General features: G+C 71.1%; 22 protein-coding genes and 1 riboswitch. Of the genes, 13 read left to right on the top strand and 9 right to left on the bottom strand.

Annotated elements, in window-relative coordinates; translation table 11 throughout:
* Positions 1-94 precede the first annotated feature (94 nt).
* The 5 genes from CRP49_RS09365 to CRP49_RS09385 all read left to right on the top strand — a co-directional run bounded on the left by CRP49_RS09365 (position 95) and on the right by CRP49_RS09385 (position 6,858).
* A complete protein-coding gene (locus tag CRP49_RS09365) occupies positions 95-1,282 on the top strand; it encodes a sensor histidine kinase (RefSeq protein ID WP_179851555.1) in 1,188 nt (395 codons plus the stop codon).
* 160 nt (positions 1,283-1,442) lie between these two features.
* A complete protein-coding gene (locus CRP49_RS09370) occupies positions 1,443-2,771 on the top strand; it encodes a sensor histidine kinase (RefSeq protein WP_097252965.1) in 1,329 nt (442 codons plus the stop codon).
* A 153-nt stretch (positions 2,772-2,924) separates the two neighbouring features.
* Entirely contained in the window at positions 2,925-3,584 is a 660-nt protein-coding gene (locus CRP49_RS09375) for a response regulator transcription factor (protein WP_306459773.1), read from the top strand.
* A 291-nt stretch (positions 3,585-3,875) separates the two neighbouring features.
* Positions 3,876-5,804, top strand: coding sequence for a 2-oxoacid:acceptor oxidoreductase subunit alpha (locus tag CRP49_RS09380; protein ID WP_097252966.1), 1,929 nt, complete (start codon positions 3,876-3,878; stop codon positions 5,802-5,804).
* Positions 5,797-6,858 (top strand): 2-oxoacid:ferredoxin oxidoreductase subunit beta, encoded by a 1,062-nt coding sequence (locus CRP49_RS09385; protein ID WP_094215558.1) that lies wholly within the window; start codon positions 5,797-5,799, stop codon positions 6,856-6,858. The genes CRP49_RS09380 and CRP49_RS09385 overlap by 8 nt, the downstream gene beginning before the upstream one ends.
* A 16-nt stretch (positions 6,859-6,874) precedes the next feature.
* Here the strand turns inward: CRP49_RS09385 and CRP49_RS09390 are convergent, their stop codons facing one another.
* Entirely contained in the window at positions 6,875-7,285 is a 411-nt protein-coding gene (locus CRP49_RS09390) for a helix-turn-helix domain-containing protein (RefSeq protein ID WP_094215559.1), read from the bottom strand.
* A gap of 91 nt (positions 7,286-7,376) precedes the next feature.
* On the opposite strand from CRP49_RS09390, the gene CRP49_RS09395 reads away from it, so the two are divergent.
* From CRP49_RS09395 to CRP49_RS09405, 3 genes are all read left to right on the top strand, one after another.
* The gene (locus CRP49_RS09395) at positions 7,377-8,231 is read left to right on the top strand and encodes an SDR family oxidoreductase (protein WP_097252967.1); all 855 of its coding nucleotides are present in this window, start codon (positions 7,377-7,379) and stop codon (positions 8,229-8,231) included.
* A gap of 156 nt (positions 8,232-8,387) precedes the next feature.
* Positions 8,388-9,338, top strand: a complete 951-nt coding sequence (gene rarD, locus CRP49_RS09400; RefSeq protein WP_097252968.1) for an EamA family transporter RarD — start codon at positions 8,388-8,390, stop codon at positions 9,336-9,338.
* Positions 9,339-9,463: 125 nt separating this feature from the next.
* Complete coding sequence (locus tag CRP49_RS09405) at positions 9,464-9,931, top strand: VOC family protein (RefSeq protein ID WP_097252969.1); 468 nt, start codon at positions 9,464-9,466, stop codon at positions 9,929-9,931.
* A 23-nt stretch (positions 9,932-9,954) separates the two neighbouring features.
* On the opposite strand, the gene CRP49_RS09410 is transcribed toward CRP49_RS09405, so the two are convergent.
* A complete protein-coding gene (locus CRP49_RS09410; protein ID WP_257033344.1) occupies positions 9,955-11,079 on the bottom strand; it encodes a hypothetical protein in 1,125 nt (374 codons plus the stop codon).
* Positions 11,080-11,303: 224 nt separating this feature from the next.
* Between CRP49_RS09410 and CRP49_RS09415 the strand changes: the two genes are divergently transcribed.
* Positions 11,304-11,897: a flavodoxin family protein gene (locus CRP49_RS09415; RefSeq protein WP_097252970.1), complete on the top strand. Its 594-nt coding sequence runs from the start codon at positions 11,304-11,306 to the stop codon at positions 11,895-11,897.
* A 9-nt stretch (positions 11,898-11,906) separates the two neighbouring features.
* Here CRP49_RS09415 and CRP49_RS09420 read toward each other — a convergent pair whose 3' ends face one another.
* The 4 genes from CRP49_RS09420 to CRP49_RS09435 all read right to left on the bottom strand — a co-directional run bounded on the left by CRP49_RS09420 (position 11,907) and on the right by CRP49_RS09435 (position 16,312).
* On the bottom strand, positions 11,907-12,821 hold the full coding sequence (locus CRP49_RS09420; RefSeq protein ID WP_097252971.1) for an ABC transporter permease: 915 nt from the start codon (positions 12,819-12,821) through the stop codon (positions 11,907-11,909).
* The gene (locus CRP49_RS09425; protein WP_097252972.1) at positions 12,808-13,782 is read right to left on the bottom strand and encodes an ABC transporter ATP-binding protein; all 975 of its coding nucleotides are present in this window, start codon (positions 13,780-13,782) and stop codon (positions 12,808-12,810) included. Before CRP49_RS09425 ends, CRP49_RS09420 begins: the two co-directional genes overlap by 14 nt.
* A gap of 75 nt (positions 13,783-13,857) precedes the next feature.
* Complete coding sequence (locus tag CRP49_RS09430) at positions 13,858-15,054, bottom strand: outer membrane lipoprotein carrier protein LolA (protein WP_097252973.1); 1,197 nt, start codon at positions 15,052-15,054, stop codon at positions 13,858-13,860.
* 247 nt (positions 15,055-15,301) lie between these two features.
* A complete protein-coding gene (locus tag CRP49_RS09435) occupies positions 15,302-16,312 on the bottom strand; it encodes a polyprenyl synthetase family protein (RefSeq protein ID WP_097252974.1) in 1,011 nt (336 codons plus the stop codon).
* 498 nt (positions 16,313-16,810) lie between these two features.
* Positions 16,811-17,024, top strand: a riboswitch (cyclic di-AMP (ydaO/yuaA leader).
* Positions 17,025-17,029: 5 nt separating this feature from the next.
* Between CRP49_RS09435 and CRP49_RS09440 the strand changes: the two genes are divergently transcribed.
* Positions 17,030-17,518 carry a transglycosylase SLT domain-containing protein gene (locus tag CRP49_RS09440; RefSeq protein ID WP_097252975.1) on the top strand — a complete coding sequence of 163 codons (489 nt, stop codon included), beginning with the start codon at positions 17,030-17,032 and terminating at the stop codon, positions 17,516-17,518.
* A gap of 34 nt (positions 17,519-17,552) precedes the next feature.
* Here the strand turns inward: CRP49_RS09440 and CRP49_RS09445 are convergent, their stop codons facing one another.
* From CRP49_RS09445 to CRP49_RS09460, 3 genes are all read right to left on the bottom strand, one after another.
* Entirely contained in the window at positions 17,553-18,365 is an 813-nt protein-coding gene (locus CRP49_RS09445) for an HAD family hydrolase (RefSeq protein WP_097252976.1), read from the bottom strand.
* Positions 18,366-18,876: 511 nt separating this feature from the next.
* Complete coding sequence (locus tag CRP49_RS09455) at positions 18,877-20,079, bottom strand: FAD-dependent oxidoreductase (RefSeq protein ID WP_097257270.1); 1,203 nt, start codon at positions 20,077-20,079, stop codon at positions 18,877-18,879.
* A gap of 44 nt (positions 20,080-20,123) precedes the next feature.
* Positions 20,124-21,374: an ATP-grasp domain-containing protein gene (locus tag CRP49_RS09460; RefSeq protein WP_097252977.1), complete on the bottom strand. Its 1,251-nt coding sequence runs from the start codon at positions 21,372-21,374 to the stop codon at positions 20,124-20,126.
* A 295-nt stretch (positions 21,375-21,669) separates the two neighbouring features.
* Between CRP49_RS09460 and fahA the strand changes: the two genes are divergently transcribed.
* The 3 genes from fahA (at position 21,670) to CRP49_RS09475 (ending at position 24,194) form a co-directional block, all read left to right on the top strand.
* Positions 21,670-22,887 carry a fumarylacetoacetase gene (gene fahA / locus CRP49_RS09465; protein WP_097252978.1) on the top strand — a complete coding sequence of 406 codons (1,218 nt, stop codon included), beginning with the start codon at positions 21,670-21,672 and terminating at the stop codon, positions 22,885-22,887.
* A gap of 108 nt (positions 22,888-22,995) precedes the next feature.
* Complete coding sequence (locus CRP49_RS09470; protein WP_179851556.1) at positions 22,996-23,820, top strand: hypothetical protein; 825 nt, start codon at positions 22,996-22,998, stop codon at positions 23,818-23,820.
* Positions 23,817-24,194, top strand: a complete 378-nt coding sequence (locus tag CRP49_RS09475) for a GntR family transcriptional regulator (protein ID WP_097252979.1) — start codon at positions 23,817-23,819, stop codon at positions 24,192-24,194. The genes CRP49_RS09470 and CRP49_RS09475 overlap by 4 nt, the downstream gene beginning before the upstream one ends.
* The last annotated feature ends 179 nt before the right edge of the window (positions 24,195-24,373 follow it).

A 24,373-nucleotide genomic window follows, 5' to 3' on the forward strand; every position in this document is an offset into this window, starting at 1 on the left:
CATGGGGAGGGTGCGGAGGGTGGGGTTTTCCCCCGGGCACAGGGGCGGTGGACCGCATGGCGCAAGGGGTGCCGGGCACGGCAGGCTGACCGGTATGACCGCTCCCACCACCGCCGCCGACCGTGCCGACGGCCCCGACCGTCTGCCTCCGGCCCGGTTCGCCCTCGACGCGCACACCTGGAAGGAGATCGCGCATCTCCTGCTGAACCTGCCGGTGTCGCTGCTCGGCTTCGCCTACGTGTTCACCGTGGTGTTCGTCAGCGGGGTCCTCACCCTCACGGTGATCGGGCTTCCGCTGCTGGCCGTCTGCCTGCTGGGCGCCCGGCAACTGGGCAAGCTGGAGCGGATCCGGTCCCGGGCGCTGCTCGGGGTGCGGGTCGAGGAGCCGACGCCGCTGCCGATCGCCAGGGGCGGCGGGCCGATGCAGCGGCTGTGGCTGACGCTGAAGGACCCGGTGGGCTGGCGGACGCTGCTGTACGACCTCGTCCGGCTGCCCTGGGGGATCCTCACCTTCGCCCTGGTGCTGACCTCGCTGTTCGTGCTGTGGCCCGTGCTGCCGTTCATCACGCGGGGCCTGGCCAACGTGGACCGGGCGATGGTGCGCGGGCTGCTGTCGCCCTCCGACGAGTTGGAACGCCGTATCGCCGAGCTGGAGTCGGACCGCGGGATCGTGGTCGACACGGCGGCCGCCGACCTGCGCCGTATCGAGCGGGACCTGCACGACGGGGCGCAGGCCCGGCTGGTGAACCTGGCCATGGGGCTCGGCCTGGCCAAGGAGAAGCTGCGGGAGGGCCAGGCCGACGAATACGTCGCCGCGATGGTCGCGGAGGCGCACGGCGAGGTGAAGCTCGCGCTGCAGGAGCTGCGTGACCTCGCGCGCGGGATCCATCCGGCCGTGCTGACCGACCGGGGCCTGGACGCGGCCCTCTCCTCGGTCGCCTCCCGCTGCACGGTCCCGGTGAAGGTGACGGCGGACCTGCCGGCCCGGCCGGCGGCGGCCATCGAGGGCATCGCCTACTTCACCGTCTCCGAGCTGCTGCAGAACATCAGCAAGCACAGCGGGGCGCGCTCGGCCTCGGTGGACGTGTGGCGCTCGGACGACCGGCTGCTCATCCAGGTCCGGGACGACGGCCGCGGCGGCGCCAGCCTGGAGGGCGGCAGCGGGATGCGGGGCCTGGCGGAGCGGCTGGGCGCGGTGGACGGCCTGTTCGTGGTCGACTCACCGGCCGGTGGCCCGACGGTGGTCACGGCGGAGCTGCCCTGGCGTGACCGCCAGGAGTAGCCGGGCCCCACACGCCCTCCGGACCCTTTGCACACCCACGGGGGTGGGGAAAACCCCCGCCCCAAGAGGCCGACGGCCTCCATGGCCCGCGAAGTCGCGGCGCACCAGGCTGGGAGACACGGCAGCACGCCGCCAGGACGAGGAGAACGGGACGACACCGATGGCCACGGAGTACGGACGACAGGGGTACGTCTCGCACAGCGAGCGGCGCCACCGGCTGCCCGCCGCGCTGCGGGCACCGTTCGAGGCGCGCAGCTGGCGCGAGTTCGGCTACGTGCTGCTGAGCCTGCCGATCGCGGTCGTGCTGTTCAGCTGGACGGTCACCATGGTGGCGCTCGGCGCGGGCCTGCTGGTGACCTTCCTCGGCATCCCGGTGCTGGCGGCGGCGCTCGCGAGCTGCCGGGGCTTCGGCGCGCTGGAGCGCACGCGCGCGCGTGCGCTGCTGCGCCTGGAGGTGGCCGACCCGGAACCGCTGCGGATGCGCCGGCCGGGCGGGTTCGCGTGGATGGGCGCGGTGCTGAAGAGCGGCACGTCGTGGCGGCATCTGCTGTACGCGCTGCTGCAGTTCCCCTGGGCGCTGTTCTCGTTCGTCGTGTCGGTGAACTTCTGGGCGTACGGCTGGGCGCTGCTGACGTACCCGCTGTGGTTCTGGGTGTTCCCGATGTACGCCGGCCAGGGGGGCCTTCAGCTGTACGGCGACGAGCACCACAGCGTGTACCTCGACAACCCGTTCGAGATCACCGTGACCGCGCTGGTCGGTCTGCTGTTCACGCTGGCCACGCCGTGGATCGTACGGGGGCTGACCACAGTGGACGGGATGCTGGTGCGAGGGCTGCTCGGGCCGTCGCGGCTGTCGGCGCGGGTCGTGGAGCTGGAGTCGGACCGCGGGATCGTGGTGGACACGGCGGCCGCCGATCTGCGCCGTATCGAGCGGGACCTGCACGACGGGGCGCAGGCCCGGCTGGTGAGCCTGGCCATGGACCTGGGCCTGGCCAAGGAGAAGCTGCGGGAGGATCCGCAGGCGGCGGCCCGGATGGTGGACGAGGCCCACGGCGAGGTGAAGACCGCCCTGCAGGAGCTGCGCGACCTCGCGCGCGGGATCCATCCGGCCGTGCTGACCGACCGCGGCCTGGACGCGGCCCTCTCCTCGGTCGCCTCCCGCTGCACGGTCCCGGTGCGGGTGGAGGTCGACCTGCCGGCCCGGCCGGCCGCGGCCATCGAGGGCATCGCCTACTTCACCGTCTCCGAGCTGCTGCAGAACATCAGCAAGCACAGCCGGGCGCGCTCCGCCTCGGTCGACGTGTGGCAGGCGGAGGACCGGCTGATGCTCCAGGTCATGGACGACGGGGTCGGCGGCGCGGACGCCTCCCGGGGCTCGGGCCTGGCGGGCCTGGCCGGCCGCCTGGGCGCGGTGGACGGAGTCCTGGTGGTGGACTCGCCGACGGGCGGCCCCACCCGGGTGATCGCCGAGCTGCCCTGGCGGTCCTGAGGGCACACGTCCACCGAGGTACGGCCCCCTACGCCACCCCTGTGATTCCCCAGCTCCCGCGCACGACGGCCCGAATGCTGGAATGCTGGACCTCCGCAAAGGACGTCGTCGGAAGGTCGGGCTGTGGGGGGCCGGGAGATCGTGGAGGACAGGGTGCGGGTGGTCATCGCCGAGGACTCGGTGCTGCTTCGGGAGGGCCTGACCCGGTTGCTGACCGACCGCGGGCACGATGTCGTGGCAGGCGTCGGGAACGCTGAGGCGCTGATCAAGACCATCGCCGACCTGGACGCGCAGGGCACACTGCCGGACGTGGTGGTGGCGGACGTACGGATGCCGCCGACGCACACCGACGAGGGCGTGCGGGCGGCCGTACGGCTGCGCAAGGCGCACCCGGGGCTCGGGGTGCTGGTGCTGTCGCAGTACGTGGAGGAGCGCTACGCCACCGAACTGCTGGCCGGTTCCAGCCGGGGCGTGGGCTATCTGCTCAAGGACCGGGTCGCCGAGGTGCGGGAGTTCGTGGACGCGGTGGTGCGGGTGGCCGACGGCGGTACGGCGCTGGACCCGGAGGTGGTCGCGCAGCTGCTCGGGCGCAGCCGCAAGCAGGACGTGCTGGCCGGGCTCACCCCTCGTGAGCGCGAGGTGCTGGGGCTGATGGCGGAGGGGCGGACGAACTCGGCCATCGCCCGGCAGCTGGTGGTCAGCGACGGGGCCGTGGAGAAGCACGTCAGCAACATCTTCCTGAAGCTCGGGCTGTCCCAGAGCGACGGCGACCACCGGCGTGTTCTGGCCGTTCTGACCTACCTGAACTCGTAACGGGCCGACACTGTGTCAGCAGCGTGTCAGTCCGTCCGGCTTCTGTGGATGCCGGACATCCGGGAGGCCGCAGGAGAGAGCGGGAGAGAACCGAGGAACGCGCGGGAAGCGTCTTGATCGATGCTCCAGCGATGCGGGAAAGCATGAGAAGTCAGCGCGACCAGCCGTCTCGAAAAGCCACCCGTCCGCGGATGGCCACGGGAAGGCGACCCTAACCGACGTAGGGTTGATACCGGGATGGTCCCTGGGACGACCATCCCCGGACAGCCGCCTCGAAGGAGGTCCAGTTCAGTGACCAGCCAGGTCAGCAGCCCAGCGGAGCAGACCGACGGAACCGTCGTGGGAGAGCAGCGCAAACCGGGCGGAGCCAAGGACGTGCGGCGCCTGGATCGGGTGATCATCCGGTTCGCGGGGGACTCGGGTGACGGTATGCAGCTCACCGGTGACCGTTTCACCTCGGAGACCGCGTCTTTCGGTAACGACCTTTCGACCCTGCCGAACTTTCCCGCGGAGATCCGTGCGCCCGCCGGCACCCTGCCCGGCGTCTCCTCGTTCCAGTTGCATTTCGCCGATCACGACATCCTCACCCCGGGCGATGCGCCGAACGTGCTGGTGGCGATGAACCCGGCCGCGTTGAAGGCCAACATCGGCGACCTGCCGCGCGGCGCCGAGATCATCGTGAACACGGACGAGTTCACCAAGCGTGCCCTGCAGAAGGTCGGCTACACCGCCTCCCCGCTGGAGGACGGCTCGCTGGACGGCTACAACCTGCATCCGGTGCCGCTGACCACGCTCACCGTCGAGGCGCTGAAGGAGTTCGATCTCTCCCGCAAGGAGGCCGAGCGCAGTAAGAACATGTTCGCCCTCGGCCTGCTGAGCTGGATGTATCACCGGCCCACGGAGGGCACCGAGAAGTTCCTGCGGACCAAGTTCGCGAAGAAGCCCGAGATCGCGGCCGCCAACATCGCCGCGTTCCGGGCGGGGGTGAACTTCGGTGAGACGACCGAGGACTTCGCGGTCTCCTACGAGGTCGCCCCGGCGACCGAGACCTTCCCGGTGGGGACCTACCGCAACATCACCGGCAACCTCGCCCTCGCCTACGGGCTGATCACGGCGTCCAGGCAGGCGGATCTGCCGCTGTTTTTGGGCTCGTACCCGATCACGCCGGCCTCGGACATCCTGCACGAGCTGAGCCGGCACAAGAACTTCGGTGTGCGCACCTTCCAGGCGGAGGACGAGATCGCGGGGATCGGGGCGGCGCTGGGGGCGGCCTTCGGCGGTTCGCTCGCGGTGACGACGACGTCGGGGCCGGGTGTGTCGCTCAAGAGCGAGACGATCGGTCTGGCGGTCTCCCTGGAGCTGCCGCTGCTGATCGTGGACATCCAGCGCGGCGGCCCCTCGACCGGTCTGCCGACCAAGACCGAGCAGGCGGACCTGCTGCAGGCGATGTTCGGCCGCAACGGCGAGGCCCCGGTCCCGATCATCGCCCCGAGGACGCCGGGCGACTGCTTCGACGCGGCCCTGGAGGCCGCCCGGATCGCGCTGGCCTACCGCACCCCGGTCTTCCTGCTCTCCGACGGTTATCTGGCCAACGGCTCCGAGCCGTGGCGGATCCCGGACCTGGACGAGCTGCCGGACCTGGGCGTGCAGTTCGCGTCCGGCCCGAACCACACGCTGGAGGACGGCACCGAGGTCTTCTGGCCGTACAAGCGGGACCCGCAGACGCTGGCCCGCCCGTGGGCCGTTCCGGGCACGCCGGGCCTGGAGCACCGCATCGGCGGCATCGAGAAGCAGGACGGCACGGGCAACATCTCCTACGACCCGGCCAACCACGAGTTCATGGTCCGCACCCGCCAGGCCAAGATCGACGGCATCGACGTCCCGGACATCGAGGTCGACGACCCGCACGGGGCGAAGACGCTGGTGCTGGGCTGGGGCTCGACGTACGGGCCGATCACGGCCGCGGTACGGCGGCTGCGCAAGGCCGGCGAGTCGATCGCGCAGGCCCATCTGCGCCACCTCAACCCGTTCCCGCGCAATCTCGAAGCGGTGGTCACGTCGTACGACAAGGTGGTGATCCCCGAGATGAACCTCGGGCAGCTCGCCACCCTGATCCGGTCGAGGTACCTGGTCGACGCCCACTCGTACAACCAGGTCAACGGCATGCCGTTCAAGGCGGAACAGCTCGCCGCCGCGCTGAAGGAGGCCATCGATGACTGACGCCAGCAACGGGCTGCTGCAGCTGGTCCCCAAGGCCGAGGCCAAGCAGTCGATGAAGGACTTCAAGTCCGACCAGGAGGTGCGCTGGTGCCCGGGCTGCGGTGACTACGCGATCCTGGCCGCCGTCCAGGGCTTCATGCCGGAACTGGGCCTGGCGAAGGAGAACATCGTCTTCGTCTCGGGCATCGGCTGCTCCTCCCGTTTCCCGTACTACATGAACACCTACGGGATGCACTCCATCCACGGCCGCGCCCCCGCGATCGCCACCGGCCTGGCGTCCTCCCGCCGGGACCTGAGCGTGTGGGTGGTCACCGGCGACGGCGACGCCCTGTCCATCGGCGGCAACCACCTGATCCACGCCCTGCGCCGCAACGTCAACCTCAAGATCCTGCTGTTCAACAACCGGATCTACGGCCTGACCAAGGGCCAGTACAGCCCGACCTCCGAGGTCGGCAAGATCACCAAGTCGACGCCGATGGGCTCGCTGGACGCGCCGTTCAACCCGGTGTCGCTGGCGATCGGCGCGGAGGCGTCCTTCGTCGCGCGCACGATCGACTCCGACCGCAAGCACCTGACCGAGGTGCTGCGCGCGGCCGCCGACCACCCGGGCACGGCGCTGATCGAGATCTACCAGAACTGCAACATCTTCAACGACGGCGCCTTCGACGCCCTCAAGGACAAGCAGCAGGCCGAGGAGGCGTTGATCCGCCTGGAGCACGGGCAGCCGATCCGGTTCGGCGCCGACGGCGCGCACGGTGTCGTACGGGACCGGCAGACCGGCGATCTGAAGGTGGTGACGGTGACCCCGGAGAACGAGGCGGACATCCTGGTGCACGACGCGAAGTCCGCGTCCCCCACCACCGCCTTCGCCCTCTCCCGGCTGGCCGACCCCGACACGCTGCACCACACCCCCATCGGTGTGTTCCGCTCGGTCGAGCGGCCGGTCTACGACGTGCAGATGTCCGAGCAGATGGACACGGCCATCGAGCAGCACGGCAAGGGCGACCTGGCCACGCTGCTGGCCGGCGGGGACACCTGGACGGTCGTCGGCTGATTCAGCCGCTTTTCGATCACGAGGCCCGGGAGCGGAGTTCCCGGGCCTCGTCGTAGGCCTGGCGGGCCTTCTCCACCTCGCCCATGCGGTCGTGCGTCCACTGCGCCAGGGACCGCACCTGCTGCGCCGCCTCACGGCCGAGGTCGGTGAGCGAGTAGTCGACGCGGGGCGGGATGACCGGCTTGGCGTCCCGGTGGACCAGGCCGTCGCGCTCCAGTGTCTGGAGGGTCTGGGTGAGCATCTTCTCGCTGATACGGCCCACCTGGTCGATCGCACGCCGCAGTTCGCTGAACCGCCGCGAGCCCTCCATCAGCTCGATCAGGACGAGCACGCCCCAGCGGCTGGTGACGTGCTCCAGGACGAGCCGGTAGGGGCACATGGCCTCGGCTTCGGCTCCGGTGCGCGCACGCGCATTACTTACTGCCATGCCAGTACCTTACTTCAAAGTGGGTACTTTCGCTTGGTTAGTGCACCTCCTAGGGTGAGTGCCATAGGCACCCCACAAGGAGTTCTGAACCATGAGCATCGTCGTCACCGGAGCCACCGGACACCTCGGCCGTCACGTCGTGGAGCAGCTGCTGGAGAAGGTTCCGGCCGAACAGATCACCGCCGTCGTGCGCGACGAGGCGAAGGCCGCCGACTTCGCGGCCCGCGGGGTGAAGCTCGCGGTCGCCGACTACAACACGCCCGAGACCTTCGACGGCCTGTTCGCGGCCGGTGACAAGGTCCTGCTGATCTCCGGCAACGAGTTCGACAAGGGCCGGGTGCAGCAGCACCAGGTCGTCATCGACGCCGCCAAGGCGGCCGGCGTGGCGCTGCTCGCGTACACCAGCGCCCCGGGCAGCCTCAAGGCCGCGCTCGCCGACGACCACCGGGCCACCGAGGAGGCGCTGCTCGCCTCCGGTCTGCCCTACAGCCTGCTGCGCAACGGCTGGTACCACGAGAACTACACCGAGAACCTGGCCCCGGTGCTGGAGCACGACGCGGTCGTCGCGGCGGCCGGCGAGGGCCGGGTCTCCTCGGCCTCCCGCGCCGACTACGCGGCCGCCGCGGTCGCCGTGCTGACCGGCGAGGGCCACGAGAACACCACGTACGAGCTGGGCGGCGACGTGGCGTGGAGCTTCGCCGAGTACGCGGCCGAGCTGAGCCGGCAGACCGGCAAGGAGATCGCCTACAACGCCGTCACCGACGAGATCCTGAAGGGCATTCTGGCGGGCGCCGGGCTGCCCGCGCCCCTCGTCGAGATCTTCGTCGGCGTGGACGCGTCGATCGAGAAGGGCGAGCTGGTCGTCACCTCCGGCGACCTGTCCCGCCTGGCCGGCCGGCCGACCACGCCGCTGGCCGAGGCCGTCGCCGCCGCGCTCAAGGGCTGACAGTTCGAGGGCCGGCAGTTCAAGGGCCGGCAACTCAAGCGCTTGACCCCCCACCCCCGCATGTCATGACCGTATGCCGATACGGGCATGACAGGCGGGGGTGCTCGGCGCTACCTTCGTTCTCGCGTGCGTGAGTGAGGCGAGAAGGAGGGGCCCGTGGCCGGGACGACCAAGGGAGAGCACCGGGCAGGCCTGCTGAACGGCTTCGCCGCGTACGGCATGTGGGGGCTGGTCCCCCTGTTCTGGCCGCTGCTGAAGCCCGCCGAAGCCCTGGAGATCCTGGCCCACCGCATGGTGTGGTCCCTCCTCTTCGTGGCCGTCGCCCTGCTCGTCCTACGGCGCTGGGCCTGGGCCGGGGAACTGCTGCGGCAGCCGCGGCGGCTCGGCCTCATAGCGCTCGCGGCGGCCTTCATCACCGTGAACTGGGGCGTCTACATCTGGGCCGTGAACGCCGGTCACGTGGTCGAGACGTCCCTCGGGTACTTCATCAACCCGCTGGTGACCATCGCGATGGGTGTGCTGATCCTGAAGGAACGGCTGCGGCCCGTGCAGTGGGCGGCGGTCGGGGTCGGCGTCGCCGCCGTGGTCGTGCTGGCCGTCGGTTACGGCCGTCCGCCGTGGATCTCTCTCTGTCTCGCCTTCTCGTTCGCCACCTACGGGCTGGTGAAGAAGAAGGTCGCCCTCGGCGGCATCGAGTCGCTGGCCGCCGAGACCGCGATCCAGTTCCTGCCCGCGCTCGGCTACCTGCTCTGGCTCACCGCTCACGGCGGCTCCACCTTCGCGAGCGAGGGAGCGGGGCACACGGCCCTGCTCGCCTCGACCGGCATCGTCACCGCGCTGCCACTGGTCTGCTTCGGCGCGGCCGCGATCCGCGTGCCCCTGTCCACGCTGGGACTGCTGCAGTACCTGGCCCCCGTCTTCCAGTTCCTGCTCGGCGTCCTCTACTTCCACGAGGCCATGCCCGCCGCGCGCTGGGCCGGCTTCGGGCTGGTCTGGCTGGCGCTGGTCCTGCTCACCTCGGACGCGCTGCGCGCCGCGCGGAGGCCGAGGGCGATGGTCGTACCGCCCCGCGCCGAGACGGCCAGCTCCGCTCCGGTGGACGCCTGACGGGGCTGGACGCCTGACGGAATGGACGCCTGACGAGGTGGGCCGCCTGACGGAGGGTCGGGTGTCAGTGGCGGGCCGCATGACCGAGGGCCGGATGTCAGTGGCGGGCGCTATAAGTGGTACCCATGTCGACACAGACGCCCGCACCACTGCACTGGAAGCTCGTCATCGACGCGGCCGACCCGCACGCACAGGCCGACTTCTGGGCCGCCGCGCTGCACTACACGGCCGAGGACAACAGCGCGCTCGTCGAACGGCTGCTGTCGCTCGGCGCGCTGCCCGAAGAGGCCACCCTCGAGCACCACGGCCGCCCCGCCTTCCGTGACCTGATCGCCGTACGGCACCCCGACGACCCCTACGACCCGGACTCCGGCACCGGGCTGGGGCGGCGGCTGCTGTTCCAGCGCGTCCCGGAGGCGAAGACCGTCAAGAACCGGCTCCACCTCGACCTGCACCCCGGCGCCGGACGGCGCGCGGACGAGGTGGCGCGACTGGAGGCCCTCGGCGCGCGGGTCCTGCGCGAGGTGAAGGAGCCCGCCGGCGAGTGGACGGTGATGGCGGACCCGGAGGGCAACGAGTTCTGCGTGCAGTAGCCCGGCGGGGGCGTGCGGGCCGGTTACGCCTGAGCTGCCTTGGCCGCGCGGTCGGTCAGGCGGACCATGCGGGCGCGGGCCGACTCCAGGGGCTGCGGGTCCTCGGCCGCGGGTCCCGGCTCCGCCATGAGGTCCGTCCACAGGTCGATCAGGTCGCGGCCCATGCGCAGGCCCTCCTCCGGATCGCGCACCGCCCGCCAGGCGGTGGCCGCGCTCCGTACGTTGCCGTAGGCAGCCTCCGCGTCCGCGGCCTGCCGGCGCAGCCGGGCGAGGTCCAGGGAGAGGTGGAAGGAGCGGACCGGGTCACCCGCCAGGTAGGCGATGTAGGAAGTCAGTTCGCGCAGGTGCAGCACCTCGGCATGGTGGGGGCCCAGCACCCCGGTGGCCTCGACGACCGTGCGTTCGGCGAGTTCCGCCGCGGCGTCGATACGACCGTCCCGGACAGCCTCGTTGATCCGCGCCATCGGCTCGGTCAGCAACTCGGCCCCCTCCGCCGTCTCGGTCACGGGCTCGTCCCCGAGCACCTCTTCGGCCACGGCGTCGAAACCGCGCGCGGGGGTGGGAGTGGGGGACGAGGCCGGGGCGGGCTCGGGGTCGAACAGGGGGGCGGGCTCGGGGGCGAGTGCGGGTGCGGGGTCGGGCTTCGGGGCGGGCTCGGGCTCGGGTACGGCGGCGGAGGCGGGGCGCTCGTCCACGGCCTCCGGTACGGCAGCCTGAGCCGGGCGCATGTCCGCGGCCTCCGGTACGGCAGTCCGAGCCGGGGGCGCGTCCATGACGGGTGGCGGGCCGAACTGCCCGGTGGGCGCCTGCACCATGCCTGGCGTGACCGGGGAAACCGGCCGCGCGCCCCGTGGAGCGACCCGTACAGGGTCTCCCGCCACCCTGCTGGAACCGTCCGCGGAGACTTCGAGAGGGACCACGCAGCCGGCACGGTCGTCGTGGATCGTCGCCCGTATGGGGGCGCCCAGGCTGATGGCCAGGCGCTGGAGGTGGTTCAGCACAGCCTGCTGGATCTCCTCGCCCGGTGCCGCGACGACCGCCGCCCCGCCCACCGAGGCACTGCCCGCGCCGGACACCCGCACCTGCACCACCGCAGGGTGTGCCACGGACTGCTGCACCCGCTTCTTCTCGAAGCTGAGTCGAGACATCGGTTCCCTCACTCCCCCGGCGTCACGATCCGGTCGTACGCGTCCTACAAACCAGTCTGTCGGCTCAGCAAGGCTCCCGCGTCACCACGACGTCACAGCCTCGCACCAGCCGCACCCTGGAGGCGACTTGCGACCCCTTGAAACACACTGCTTGCGTGTGCATAAAATGCAGACGCCGGTATTCACGAAATGGCGTGAATGACATCGCTCACTCTGGGGGACCCATGAGCCGCCGCTTCCTGTTCGTCCTGGGCAGTGCCCGCCTCGACGGCAACACCGAACTGCTGGCCCGCGAGGCCGCCGCGCAGCTGTCCGGTGACGTCGAGCAGCAGTGGATCCGCCTCGCCGAACATCCGCTGCCCGACTTCGTGGACCTGCGGCACGACAGCGACCACGTACGGGCGCCCTCGGACACCGAGACCGGCCTGCTGCTGGACGCCACGCTCGCGGCCACGGACATCGTGATCGCCTCGCCGCTGTACTGGTACTCGGTGTCCGGCCTCACCAAGCGCTACCTGGACTACTGGTCGGGCTGGCTGCGCACCCCCGGCCTCGACTTCAAGGCCACCCTGGCCGGACGCACGCTGTGGGGTGTCGCGGCGCACGCGGACCGGGAGCCGTCGGTCGCCGACCCGCTCGTCGGCACCCTCAACAACTCGGCCGCCTACATGGGGATGCGCTTCGGCGGGGTGCTGCTGGGCAACGGCAGCGCGCCCGGGGACGTACGGAAGGACACCGAGGCGCTCGCGCGCGCCAAGACGTTCTTCGCGCAGGAGGCGCCGCTCGCCCGCTTCCCGCACGAGGTCGAGGCCGGCTGACGGCGTCCGCTACGCGCTGATGTCCTTCGTCGTGAACCGCGCCCAGGCCGCCGAGCCGAACACGGCCGCGTACAGCGCCTGGAGGCCGAGGTTCCTGACCAGGTCGTCCCAGTAGACGGGGGCGCGCATCAGGTCGGCGAAGGACAGCCAGTAGTGGGAGAAGAAGTACGGCTGCAGCGCGTGCAGCTGGGGTATCTGGTCGAGGATCTGGACGGTGATGAGCAGGCCCACGGTGGTCGCCATCGCCGCGATGCCGCTGTTGGTCAGCGTCGACACGAACAGGCCGAGGGCCGCGATGCCGACCAGTGAGGCGGCGACGACCAGCGCGATCAGCAGCGCCCGGCCCAGGCCCTCGGCGAAGCTGATCCGGGTGCCGGAGATGGTGGTGAGGTCGCCGAGCGGGAACAGCAGCGCGCCGACGATCAGTGCGGAGACGGCCACGACCAGGGTGGCCAGCACGCAGAAGGCCATGACCGTCGTGTACTTGGTGAGCAGCAGGCGGGTGCGGCCGGCCGGGGCGACCAGCAGATAGCGCAGGGTGCCGGCGCCCGCCTCGCCGGCGATCGCGTCGCCCGCGACCACGCCGACCGCCATCGGCAGGAAGAACGGCAGGGTCGCCGCCAGTGCCGTGAACACCAGGAACAGGCCGTTGTTGGTGATCTGCGCGATGAACGCCGGCCCGTCGCCGCCGCTCGGGCCCGCCGTCGAACCGCCCCGCGTCTCGATCTTCACCGCGATCCCGACCAGCACCGGCACCGCCGCCAGCACCCCGAGCAGCGCGAGCGTGCGCCAGCGGCGGACGGTGGTGACCAGCTCGCTGCGCAGCAGCCCGAAGGTCCACAGGGGGTTCGGACGGCCGGAGCCGGCCGCTGCGTTCGGTGCGGCCGGTGCGGCCGGTGCCTGGAGTGCCTCAGCCCGCGACATCGAATCCCTCCCCCGTCAGTGCCACGAACGCGTCCTCCAGGGAGGCCCGTTCGAGCGTGAAGCCCCGGACCCGGACGCCGGCGGTGACCAATGCCGCGTTCACCTCGGCGAGGTCCTGGGCGGGCGGCTCGCCGGTCACCCGGTCGCCGTCCACCGTGACGTCCCCGACGCCCTGTTCCTTCAGCACCCGGGCCGCCTCGCCCGCATCCGGGGTGGTCACCACCAGCCGGCCGCGCGCACCGGCCGCCAGGTCGGCCACCGCGCCCTGGGTGATCAGGCGGCCCTGCGCCATCACCGCCGCGTGTGTGCACACCTGCTCGATCTCGTCGAGGAGGTGGGAGGAGAGGAAGACGGTCGTGCCGTCGGAGGCCAACTCCCGGATCAGGGAGCGGATTTCCCGCATGCCCTGCGGGTCGAGGCCGTTGGTGGGCTCGTCCAGCACGAGCAGTCTGCGCGGCTGGAGCAGGGCCGCGGCCAGGCCCAGGCGCTGCTTCATGCCGAGCGAGTACGCCCTGGCCTTCTTGCCGGCGGCGGCCGTGAGGCCCACCCGGTCCAGGGCGGCCGCGACGCGGGCACGCCGGGTGCGCGGGTCGGCGGTCGGGTCGGCGGCGTCGTAGCGCAGCAGGTTGTCCCGGCCGGAGAGGAAGCCGTACAGGGCGGGGCCCTCGATCAGCGCGCCGACCTGTGGGAGGACGGCGCGGGTGGCCCGGGGCATGGGGCGGCCCAGGACGCGGGCCGTGCCCGAGGTCGGCTCGATCAGGCCCATCAGCATGCGGATGGTGGTGGTCTTGCCCGAGCCGTTCGGGCCGAGGAAGCCGAAGACGCTGCCCGCCGGGACGGTCAGGTCGAGACCGTCGACGGCGAGCTGTCCGCCGCGGTAGCGCTTGGTGAGGCCGCGCGTGGCGATGACGTGCGCCGGCGCGTCCCCGGAGTCCTGCTCCGTGGCGGACGGTTCGTCCATCGGCTCCCTCGATTCGTCGTGTCCCGGGCCCAGGAAGCGACCCGGGCCCAGGAAGCGTCCCGGGCCCAGGAAGGGTTACTTCCCTTCGTTCGCCGCCTTCACCAGCGTGTCCTTGGTGACCGCTCCGGCGTACACCTTGCCGTCGTCGGTGATGAGGGCGTTGACCAGGCGGGTGGAGAAGACCGTGCCCTTGCCGAACTTCCCGGAGACGTGGTCGCCGAGCGAGCCGAGGAAGCCGCTGAAGGCGCCGCCCTCGGAGCCGGACGGCAGGCCGCCCTTGGCGCCGGTGTCGAAGGTGGCGATGGACGTCCAGCCCTTGCCGAGCACATTGGCCCCTTCCAGGCCCTGGGCGAAGTCCTCACCGGACTTCGGGGCGTGCTCGCGCGCCCGGGACCCGTCCTTCTCCTCGGTGACCTTCGCGCCCTTGGGCGGGGTGAAGTCGAAGGTGGAGGCGGCCGGCTTGGCGAAGGAGACCTGGGTGAAGCCCGCGTCGAGCACGGCGGCGCCGCCGCTCTTCGGAGTGAGCGTGAACTTGAGCGGCATGCCGGTCTTCGCGTCCACGGCGATGCTGATGGCGCCGACCGTGGTACCGGACTGCTTGGGCTTGATCAGCAGTTTGTAGGCGTCGCGTCCGGCGACCTGGGCGGTGCCGTCTACGGTCACGGACGTGGTGTCGTCGACCGACTTCAGGGCCTCGTCGGCGAAGTCCTTGGGCGTGGCCGGCGGCTCGGCCCGGTGCTTCTTGCCGGAGTCGGCGGCGGTGCCGTGGAAGACCTCGTTGCTCTTGCTGTCGTAGCCCCAGACGTTCTTGCCGTCGTGGATGAGGCTGTACTCGGCGCCGCTCTCCAGCAACGACAGCTTCTGCCGGTCCGGGCCGTCGGTCGCCACGCGCAGGGTGTGCGTGCCGGAGACCAGCTCGGTGAGCTTGGACGTCGGGTCGGCGGAGGAGCCGTCGCCGCCCTGGGCCGCCCCGGACGCCAGGCTGCTCTCCAGGCCGCCGAGGTCCGGCAGGCCGAGGTCGGTGCTGACCTTCACCGTGCCGGACAGCTGCTGCACGTCCGACTTGGCGATCTTCTCGATGAGCTGCTGTGCGCTGATCTTCGGCAGATCGGGGGAACCGGAATCGGCGAGCGCCGGGACCAGCCCGATCGTGGCCGCCGCCACCCCCACCACCGCGACCGGGACCACGTACCGGGCGGCCTTGCGGCGTCCGGAGTGCAGGTCCTCGTCCTGCCCGGCGCCCGTTGCCTCGTCGGATTCGTACGGTGCCATCTGTGCCTTACCTCCGTCGTCGGCGGCGGCTGTCCCCACACTGGTCCACCTGAGCCGCCATTCTCACCCGAATCGGTGAGGAGTGGTGATTTCCGTGGTTTCCATCTGACCAAATCGGCCGTGAGGAAGCGTCAGACCACGGAGCCAACTCCGTGTACGCCTGGGGTATGACACGCGAGGGCGGCGCCTCCCCCGACCCGTAGGGGTCGTGCGGGTGACACCGCCCTCGAGGCAGGTGTGCGGGCGACTAGCCGGCCCGGTGCACCACCGCGTCGCACAGCTCGAGCAGCGCCGCCTTGGCGTCGCACTCCGGCAGCGGGGCCAGCGCCGCCCGCGCCTCCTCCGCGTACCGGACGGTGTCCCGGCGGGCCTGCTCCAGCGCGGGGTGCGCGCGCAGCGCGGTCAGCGCCTCGGCGTGTCGGGCGTCGTCGCTGAGGTCGGTGTCCAGCAGCTCGCACAGCGCGACGTCCTCGGCCAGACCGAGGCGGGCGGCCCGCTCGCGCAGCCGGAGCACGGGCAGCGTCGGGATGCCCTCGCGCAGGTCGGTCCCGGGGGTCTTCCCGGACTCGTGCGAGTCGGAGGCGATGTCCAGGACGTCGTCCGCGAGCTGGAAGGCGACCCCGAGCCGTTCGCCGTACTGGGTGAGCACGTCGACGACCGTCTCGTCGGCGCCGGACATCATCGCGCCGAACCGGCACGACACGGCCACCAGGGAGCCCGTCTTGCCGCCGAGCACGTCCAGGTAGTGGTCGACCGGGTCGCGGCCGTCCGAGGGGCCCGCGGTCTCCAGGATCTGCCCGGTGACCAGCCGCTCGAACGCGAGGGCCTGCACCCGGACCGCCTCGGGGCCGAGGTCGGCGAGGATCTGGGAGGCGCGGGCGAAGAGGAAGTCGCCGGTGAGGACCGCGACCGAGTTGCCCCAGCGGGTGTTGGCGCTGTCCACACCACGCCGCACGGACGCCTCGTCCATGACGTCGTCGTGGTACAGCGTGGCCAGGTGGGTCAGCTCCACGACGACGGCCGACGGCACGACGCCCGGCGCGTACGGGTCGCCGAACTGCGCCGCGAGCATCACGAGCAGCGGCCTGAACCGCTTCCCACCGGCCCGTACGAGGTGCTGCGCGGCCTCCGTGATGAACGGGACCTCGCTCTTGGTGGCTTCGAGCAAGCCTTCCTCGACAGCCGCCAATCCGGCCTGGACATCGGCTTCCAGAGCCTGGTCCCGCACGCTCAGCCCGAACGGCCCGACGACGGTCACGAGGGGTCTCCTGTCTGCTGGTGTCTGCTGGCGATTACACGGTTTGTCGATAGGTCGTTGCCATCACTCAAGTCAGCGTATCCGGTCCTGTTTCGATCACCGATAGCGCCCACCGGTCCAGCCCGGGCGGTATCGGATCACGGCCGGTATGTTTTTGATCATCTGATAAGTGTGGGTACACAATGACTTAACAGGATCTCGCCCGATTTGTCGCGAACCGCACGGCGGGCGGAGTACTCCTTTTGCACCACGCCCGGCGAATCTCCCGAATCCCCCATGTCTGATTTGGTACTCTTTGCCATTTCGTGAATTGGGTCACGCGGGCCGCGAATCGGCCAATCGGCGCCACCCCCGTTCTCCCCTTGCCCCATCGGCCAGTTGAGCGTTGGCAACCGCAAAGGATCAAGTACCCCATTCGGAACAGATCAAGGTCAACTGCCTCTTTGGGTGAATCCAGTACTTGTTCCTGACATGTGCGGTCGCATAGCTTCCGGGCCAGTCAGACGAACGCCGAATCCTGCCGCGTCTGACACCACCCATCGACGAACTCATTCGTACGGCAGGAGCGGGGGACCCAGGTAAGCCGCCGGACCGGACGACACATGTCGCGCCGGGACGGCTAGGGGTGAAGTCGTGCCTCCCCCCAGAGGTACGGCCGGGCACCTCCCCGCCCGAACCCGACAGCTCACCTCGCAGGCGACGGAGAGGAACGTCCCCATGCTTGCTGCCGCTCAGCCCCGCCGCACCCGCACCAACCGCCTCGTCCGCAAGCTCGCCGTCATCGGCACCGGCGCCGCCGTGCTCGCCCTCCCGCTCATCGGCGCGGCCAGCGCCTCCGCGGCCACGCCCACGGCCGCCACGCCGTCCACCACGCTCGCCGGGTACCCGAACACCCTCGACGGCTGGATCCGCGAGTCGCTCGCGATCATGGCCCAGAAGGGCATCCCGGGGACGTACAACGGCATCTACCGCAACGTCATCCGCGAGTCTTCGGGCAACCCGGCGGCCATCAACCTCTGGGACTCCAACGCGGCCAAGGGCATCCCGTCCAAGGGCCTCCTCCAGGTCATCGACCCGACGTTCAACGCGTACCACGTGGCCGGAACGTCCTACGACATCTACGACCCGGTCGCGAACATCACGGCCGCCTGCAACTACGCGGCCGCGCGCTACGGGTCGATCGACAACGTCTTCGGCGCCTACTGACCGGCGCCGGCGGCAGGCCCTACTGATATCCCGGTCAGTCGGTCGGGAACAGTCTTTCGAGGACGACGGCGATGCCGTCGTCCTCGTTCGACGTGGTGATCTCATCTGCGACGGCCTTGAGTTCGGGGTGGGCGTTGGCCATGGCGACACCGCGCGCGGCCCAGTCGAACATGGGGATGTCGTTGGGCATGTCGCCGAACGCGAGGGCCCGGTCGGCGGCGATCCCCAGGTGCTCGGCGGCCAGCGCCAGCCCCGTCGCCTTGGTGATGCCGCACGGCTGCAGCTCCACGGTCCCCGGCCCCGACATCGTGACCGTCGCAAGCGAGCCCACCACCGAGCGCGCGATCGCGGCCAACTCGTCGTCGGACAGCGCGTGGTGGCGCAGCAGCACCTTGCTGATGGGCTCGCACCACAGATCGTCGCGCCGCCCGACCCGCACCGCGGGCAGGGTCGGGTGCGGCATCAGATACCCCGGCTCGATCAGGGTGAGCCCGTCGACGCCGTCCTGGTCGACGGCCGCGTAGACCTGCCCCACCTCGGCCTCGATCTTGCCGAGCGCGGTCTCGGCCAGTTCCCGGTCCAGCCGGACCGACCACAGCAGACGGTCGGCGCCGGCGTCGTAGACCTGCGCGCCCTGCCCGCACACCGCGAGCCCCGTGCTGCCGAGGCCCTCCAGGAGCGGCCGTACCCGGGGGGCCGGGCGGCCCGTCACCACCAGGTGCCGGGCGCCGGCCCGCGCCGCCCGCTCGAGTGCGGCGCGCGACCGGTCGGAGACGGTGTCGTCGTCGCGCAGCAACGTCCCGTCCAGGTCGGTGGCGATCAGTGAATATGCGGGGGGTGCGGCCATGATCAGAGAATACGGACAGCGCGCCCCGCCGACTCACCCTGATGTTCCTGGACTTGTGTGCTCCTCAGCCCCAAGTGGTGCCTACGGACTCCCTGATGGTGGTGTTCACGCGGTTGAACATGTTGGTGCGCGAGATGCTGAGGAGCAGTGCGGAGAGCTGCTTCCCGTCGAAGTGGTCGGCCACCGTCCCGCAGCGCGTCCGGCACGGACTCCTCGGAGCGGTCGGCGAGCCTCGTCATGCGCTCGGCGTCGCCGCAGAAGGGCGCGTCACGCCAGGTGCCGACGGCGGCGATCCGCTCCTCTCTCGCGCCCGCCTTGCGCAGATTCACCGTGTGGGTGTGCGCACGGGCGCTGGATTTTTCGGCGCGTCCGCTGCTGTGGGAGCACTCCGCGCGTGTGTGCGTGGGGCCGGCCCGCCGGCTGCATGCACACACGCGCGGCCGCCGACCCGTCCGAGGAGTTCCTTCAGGCAGGGGGGCAGCCGAGGAGGCGCAAGGAGCGTCCGGGCAGCTCAGCCGTGTGCCGCCGCCAGGTGCCTGGCCAGGCGCGGCGAGGCGAACTCCGTGCCGCAGACGAAGCGCATCACCGGGCCGTACGAGGACGCCGCCGGAAGGCCGGTGAAGTACAGGCCGGGGACGGAGGAGACGTACCCGGGTCCGAGCCTGGGCGTGCCCCGGCTCACCGCCAGCCGGGTGCGCAGTTCATGGCCGAGGAAGTCCATCGCGGCGATGTTCACGCGGTAGCCGGTGGCCGCGATGACGTGGTCGGCCAGGAGCCGCTCGGTGCGTGCGCCGTGGGTGCTGACGGTGAGGACCGGGCTGCCGTCCGGGGCCTCGGCGCCCACCACCCGCTCGACCTCGTGGACCTGGACCTTGCCCTCGAAGCGGTCGCGCAGCCACCAGGCGCCGAGCGGGCCGAGAACCCGGCGGACCAGGTAGTGGCGGGTCCGGGCGGGCAGGAAGCGGTACGGCTGGGGGTAGTAGCTGAGCGCCCACAGGGACCAGGCACGGCCGAAGGGGGACTCGGGGCGCAGCCTCGGCTGGTCCCAGGGCGGGGCGCCGAAGGCGACCCGGCCGCGGCCGCGCGAGACCACGCGCACCTGGGCGCCGGCCTCGGCCGCGAGGGCGGCCGTCTCCAGCGCGGACTGGCCGGCGCCGACGACGATCAGCTCCTTGCCGGCGAAGCGGGCGAGGTCGTGGTGCTGGGAGCTGTGGGAGACCGGACCCGCGGGCGTCGGACCGTCGGCCGCCTCTGCCGCCAGCTCGGCCGGGAGGTGCGCGAGCCCGGACAGGCCGGTGGCGACCACGACCGCGCGCGCGGTGAACAACTCACCCGAGTCCAGCTTGAGCTCGAACCCGCCGCTCTTGTCGCGGTCCACGGAGACGACCCGGACCTGCTCCAGGTCGGGCAGCAGCCTCTCCTGGAACCACTCCCCGTAGGCGATGAAGGTCTCCACCGGGATGATGTCCTCGTCGGTCACCAGCCGGCGGATGCCTGCGGCGTCGCAGTAGTCGGCGAGGGTGTGGCCGGGCTGCGGGCAGTCGAGGTTGGAGGCGGCGGGGGTCGACTTGAGGAGCATGCCCTCGGGCATGTGGTCGCGCCAGCTGACCATGGGGTCGCCGAAGACGCGGACGGGGATGCCGCGCGCCCGCAGATGGGCGGCGGTGGACAGGCCGTACGGCCCGGCCCCGATGACTGCAACCGGTCGAATCACGAAGTCCCTCCCCAGGACGCGGTACGCCACCTTCGTGGCCTTGCCTACTTCGTGGCGGGAGTGGTGATGCTGCCGCGGCGGTTGGTGCGCCACAGCTGATAGAGGTGCTTCGCGCCCGGGCGCACGAAGCGGGCGAGCATCGTGAGGAACGGCATCGGGTCGTCACCCGCGAGCCAGGCCAGCTCCGTCCCGCTCGCCTTCACCGGCGCGTGCGGCGTCGTATAGCCGCTGCGGCGGTAGGCGAGGAGGGCGGGCAGGTCGATGTTCTCCACGATGAAACGGTGACCGGCGCGCTGTTCCCCCTCCGGTACGGCACGGCCGGTCAGATTCAGGTGCATCGCACGTACGACGTCCACGCCCGACTCGTTCTCGAAGAGCCGGAACTGGGCGCCCATGCGCGGGTTGAAGTCGAGGAGTTTGTACTGTCCGTCGCGCCGGTCGAAGCGCAGGTCGAGGTCGATGATGCCGGTGAAGCCGAGCTGTTTGATGAAACGTGCGGCGAGGTCGGCGAGTTCCGGGTTGTCGACGACGTACGCGTTCGCGGTCATGCCCGCGTGCGGTGGCCAGGAGCGGACCTTGACGCCCGTGAAGAGCGCGAGCGGGTGGGAGTCGGCGTCGAAGCAGGCGTGCACGATCCAGTCCTCGGCCTCCTCCCTCGGCAGGTACTCCTGGAGGATCACTCCGGGTTGCTCGCCCCAGTCCCGGGCGAGGGTGAGCAGGCCCTCGCGGGTGGCGATCCTCGTGGTGCCGTTGACGGCGGGCCGGCTGCGCCGTACGAACGCCTCGCGGTTCTTGGCCACCACCGGGAAGCGGGCCGTGTCGGCGAAGGCGACGATCTCGTCGTACGACTCCGGGAACGCGGCCGACGGGCTCGCGACGCCGTGTTCCACGCACAGCTCGTGCAGGCCCTGCTTGCTGGCCAGCCGGCGCGGCAGCGCCGGATCGACGCGCGGGAAGAGAAAGGGACCGGCCAGGTCGTCCTGGTGCTCGGCGATCAGGACGGCGGCTTCCTCGTCCGTGGGGATCAGGACGGTCGGACGGCCGATCCGGCGGCCGATGCGCAGCAGGCCCTCGACCAGATGGCCCGGCTCCTCGGCGCCGGTCGTCGGCCACACGAACGCCCGTTTGAGATAACGGGAGGCGGCCGCGGGTGTGTAGGGATCCTCCGTGATCGCATACATGGGGACGCCGAGGCGGCCCAGACTGCGGATCGCGCCGACACCGCCGTGGTGCAGCGGATAGTCGCCGAACTTGACGATCAGGCCCGGCACGTCACAGTCCGCCTCGACGGGCATGCTGACGGCGTCTCCGGCCACGGGTCCCCCCACGTGTCCCCCCTACGGACCGGACCCACCCCGTCCGTGTCCCCCAAAGGACGCTAAGCCGGAATTGCCGCCTCCCACAAGGGCTATTCGGACATTGCGAACTCTTTAGACACTGTCCGAGCAACCTTTCGAGCGACCTTTCAAGCAACCTTCCGGGCACCCCTTGGGTGCCCTGCCCAAGACACGCAACTCGGCCGTAACGTGTGCCGCGACCACATGGAACACACCGCCATGCACGGCCCGGATGAGAGCGAGGCAGTACCCCATGCCCCCCTTCGACGTCCCCGAGGGCGACCCCTTCGGTCCGCACAACCTTCCCTATGGCGTGTTCTCGCCCTCCGGCAGCACGGAGCGGAGGGTCGGCGTCCGGCTCGGTGACCACGTCCTCGACGCGGGCGCCGCGGCCGCCGCCCTCGGCTCGCCGTACGTCTCCCTGCTCGCGCAGCCCACCCTCACCCCCCTGCTGGCCGCCGGGCGCACGGCCTGGTCGGACGTGCGGCGCGCGCTGACGGCGTGGGTGACGGTGCCCTCGCACCGGACGGCGATCGAACCGCTGTTCCACCCCCTGTCGTCGGTGACCCTCCATCTGCCCTTCGAGGTCGCGGACTACGTCGACTTCTACGCCTCCGAGAACCACGCCGGGAACGTCGGCCAGATCTTCCGCCCGGACGCCGAGGACTCCCTGACCCCCAACTGGAAGCACCTGCCGATCGGGTACCACGGCCGCTCCGGCACGGTGGTGGTGTCGGGCACGGAGGTCGTACGGCCGTCCGGGCAGCGCAAGGGCCCCGGCGACCCGGCACCGGTCTTCGGCCCCTCGATCCGGCTGGACATCGAGGCCGAGGTCGGCTTCGTGGTGGGCGCGCCCTCCGAGCAGGGCACACCGGTCGCGCTCGGCGACTTCCGGGAGCACGTCTTCGGGCTGTGCCTGCTGAACGACTGGTCGGCGCGGGACATCCAGGCCTGGGAGTACGTCCCGCTCGGCCCGTTCCTCGGCAAGTCCTTCGCGACCTCGGTGTCGGCGTGGATCACCCCACTGGAGGCGCTGGAGCACGCGCGCGTGGCGCCGCCGGAGCGCACGCACCCGCTGCTGCCGTACCTGGACGACTCGGCGCCGGAGATCGAGCCCGGCGGCTACGACCTGCGGATCTCCGTCGCGATCAACGGCCATGTGGTGTCCGAGCCGCCGTTCTCCAGCATGTACTGGACCGCGGCCCAGCAACTCGCCCACATGACGGTGAACGGGGCTTCCCTGCGCACCGGCGACCTGTACGGCTCGGGCACGGTGAGCGGCCCCGCGGAGAACCAGCGCGGCTCGCTGCTGGAGCTGACCTGGAACGGCCGCGACCCGCTCGAACTCCCGGACGGCAAGCGGACGTTCCTGGAGGACGGCGACGTCGTGACGCTGTCGGCGTGGGCTCCGGGGGCGGACGGGGGCCGGGTCGGGCTGGGAGAGGTCAGCGGGCGCGTCGTGTCGGGGTGAGATACCTCTTGTAGCAAGGAGTTGACACAAGTCCCTCGCGGGCAGCATCTTGTACTCACCGCTTGATACAAGCGGTGAGTACAAGTCACGCTGTCACGGGGGACTTCCATGACTGATGTCGACACGACCACAGCAGCCACCGCGTCCCGGGCGCCGGTCGACCGCTGTGCCCGCTGGACGGGGCTGGCAGCGGGCGTGCTCGCGGCGTGGCCGCTGTCCACGCTCGGCCACGGGGAAGGGGTGCTGTACGCCATCCCGGCGTTCGGCCTGTGCGCGGTGGCCGGCGTCCTGGTGGGCGACGCGCTGACCCCGCCGGCCCGGGGTGCCGTCCGCACGGCCGGGCTCGCGCCGCGCCGGGTCCGCGACTACGTACCGCCCCGGATGACCCGGCTGCTGCTCGTCCTCGCAGGCGCGCTGGTGGTGGTGCTGACGGTCGCGGGCGCGGTGGCCTCACCGGACGACCTGGGCCGGGCGGGCCGCTCGCTCACCCTGAGCTGCCACGGCATGACCCAGTCGCACGGCCCCTGGCCGGGGCTGTACTACGGCCTGCCGATGCTGGCCTCCGTCGCTGTCGCCACGATCGCCTGCGGCTGGTCACTACGGCGGATCGCCACCCGGCCCGGCGACGAACAGTCCCGCCGCGACCGCACCCTGGCGATCGTCGCGGCATGGGGGCTCGTCGTCTCGATCTCCCTGCTGGGCGCGGCCACGACTGCGTCGGCCTCGCTGCTGAGCTTGTCGTGCGACGGGACCGTGGGGACTGCGGGGGCCGTGGTGCTGTTGCCACTGGCCCTGGTCTCGCTGGTGACCGGGCCATGGATGCTCTTCACCATCTGCTCGCCCCGGGCGGTGTGGCAGCACCCGGCGAACCGGCAGGATCGCCAGGTGCAGGCAGCCGCGGCGATCCGGACGACGCCGGGGGTGCGCGGGTGAGCGGGGCGGCCGTACGGGTCGACACGACGAGCCCCGTCCCGCCGTACGAACAGATCCGCGCCCAACTCGCCGCCTTGATCACGACCGGCCGCCTGCCGGAGGGCGAACGCCTGCCGACCGTACGGCAGCTGGCGGCCGACCTGGGCCTGGCAGCCGGCACGGTCGCCCGCGCCTACCGCGAGCTGGAGGCCGCTTCCCTGATCCTGACCCGGCGTGGCGCGGGGACACGGGTGGCTCCGCTGCCACCGGGGGCGCGCCGCCGAGAAACGGCGGAACTCGCCGAGGTGACCAAGGATTTCGTTGCGTGGACGCGGGCTCTGGGGTTCGGGGAGGAAGAGGTGCTGGAGGCGGTGCGGCGGGCACTGCGGGCGTAGAGAGAGGGAGGACCACCGAGCCCGGAGCCCAGCGGAGCCGGACTCGAAGGAGGGCGGCCGGATCGCGGTCGACATCTGCCTCGTGCGGCGTCTCACCGTCATACTGGCGGGGATACGCACGCGATGCGCCCCGGCGTATCGCCCCGCACCACCCGCACCCGTACACCTCTCCGACCAGG

It is taken from the genome of Streptomyces sp. Ag109_G2-15, assembly GCF_900215565.1.
GTDB classification, from domain to species: Bacteria; Actinomycetota; Actinomycetes; order Streptomycetales; family Streptomycetaceae; genus Streptomyces; species Streptomyces diastatochromogenes.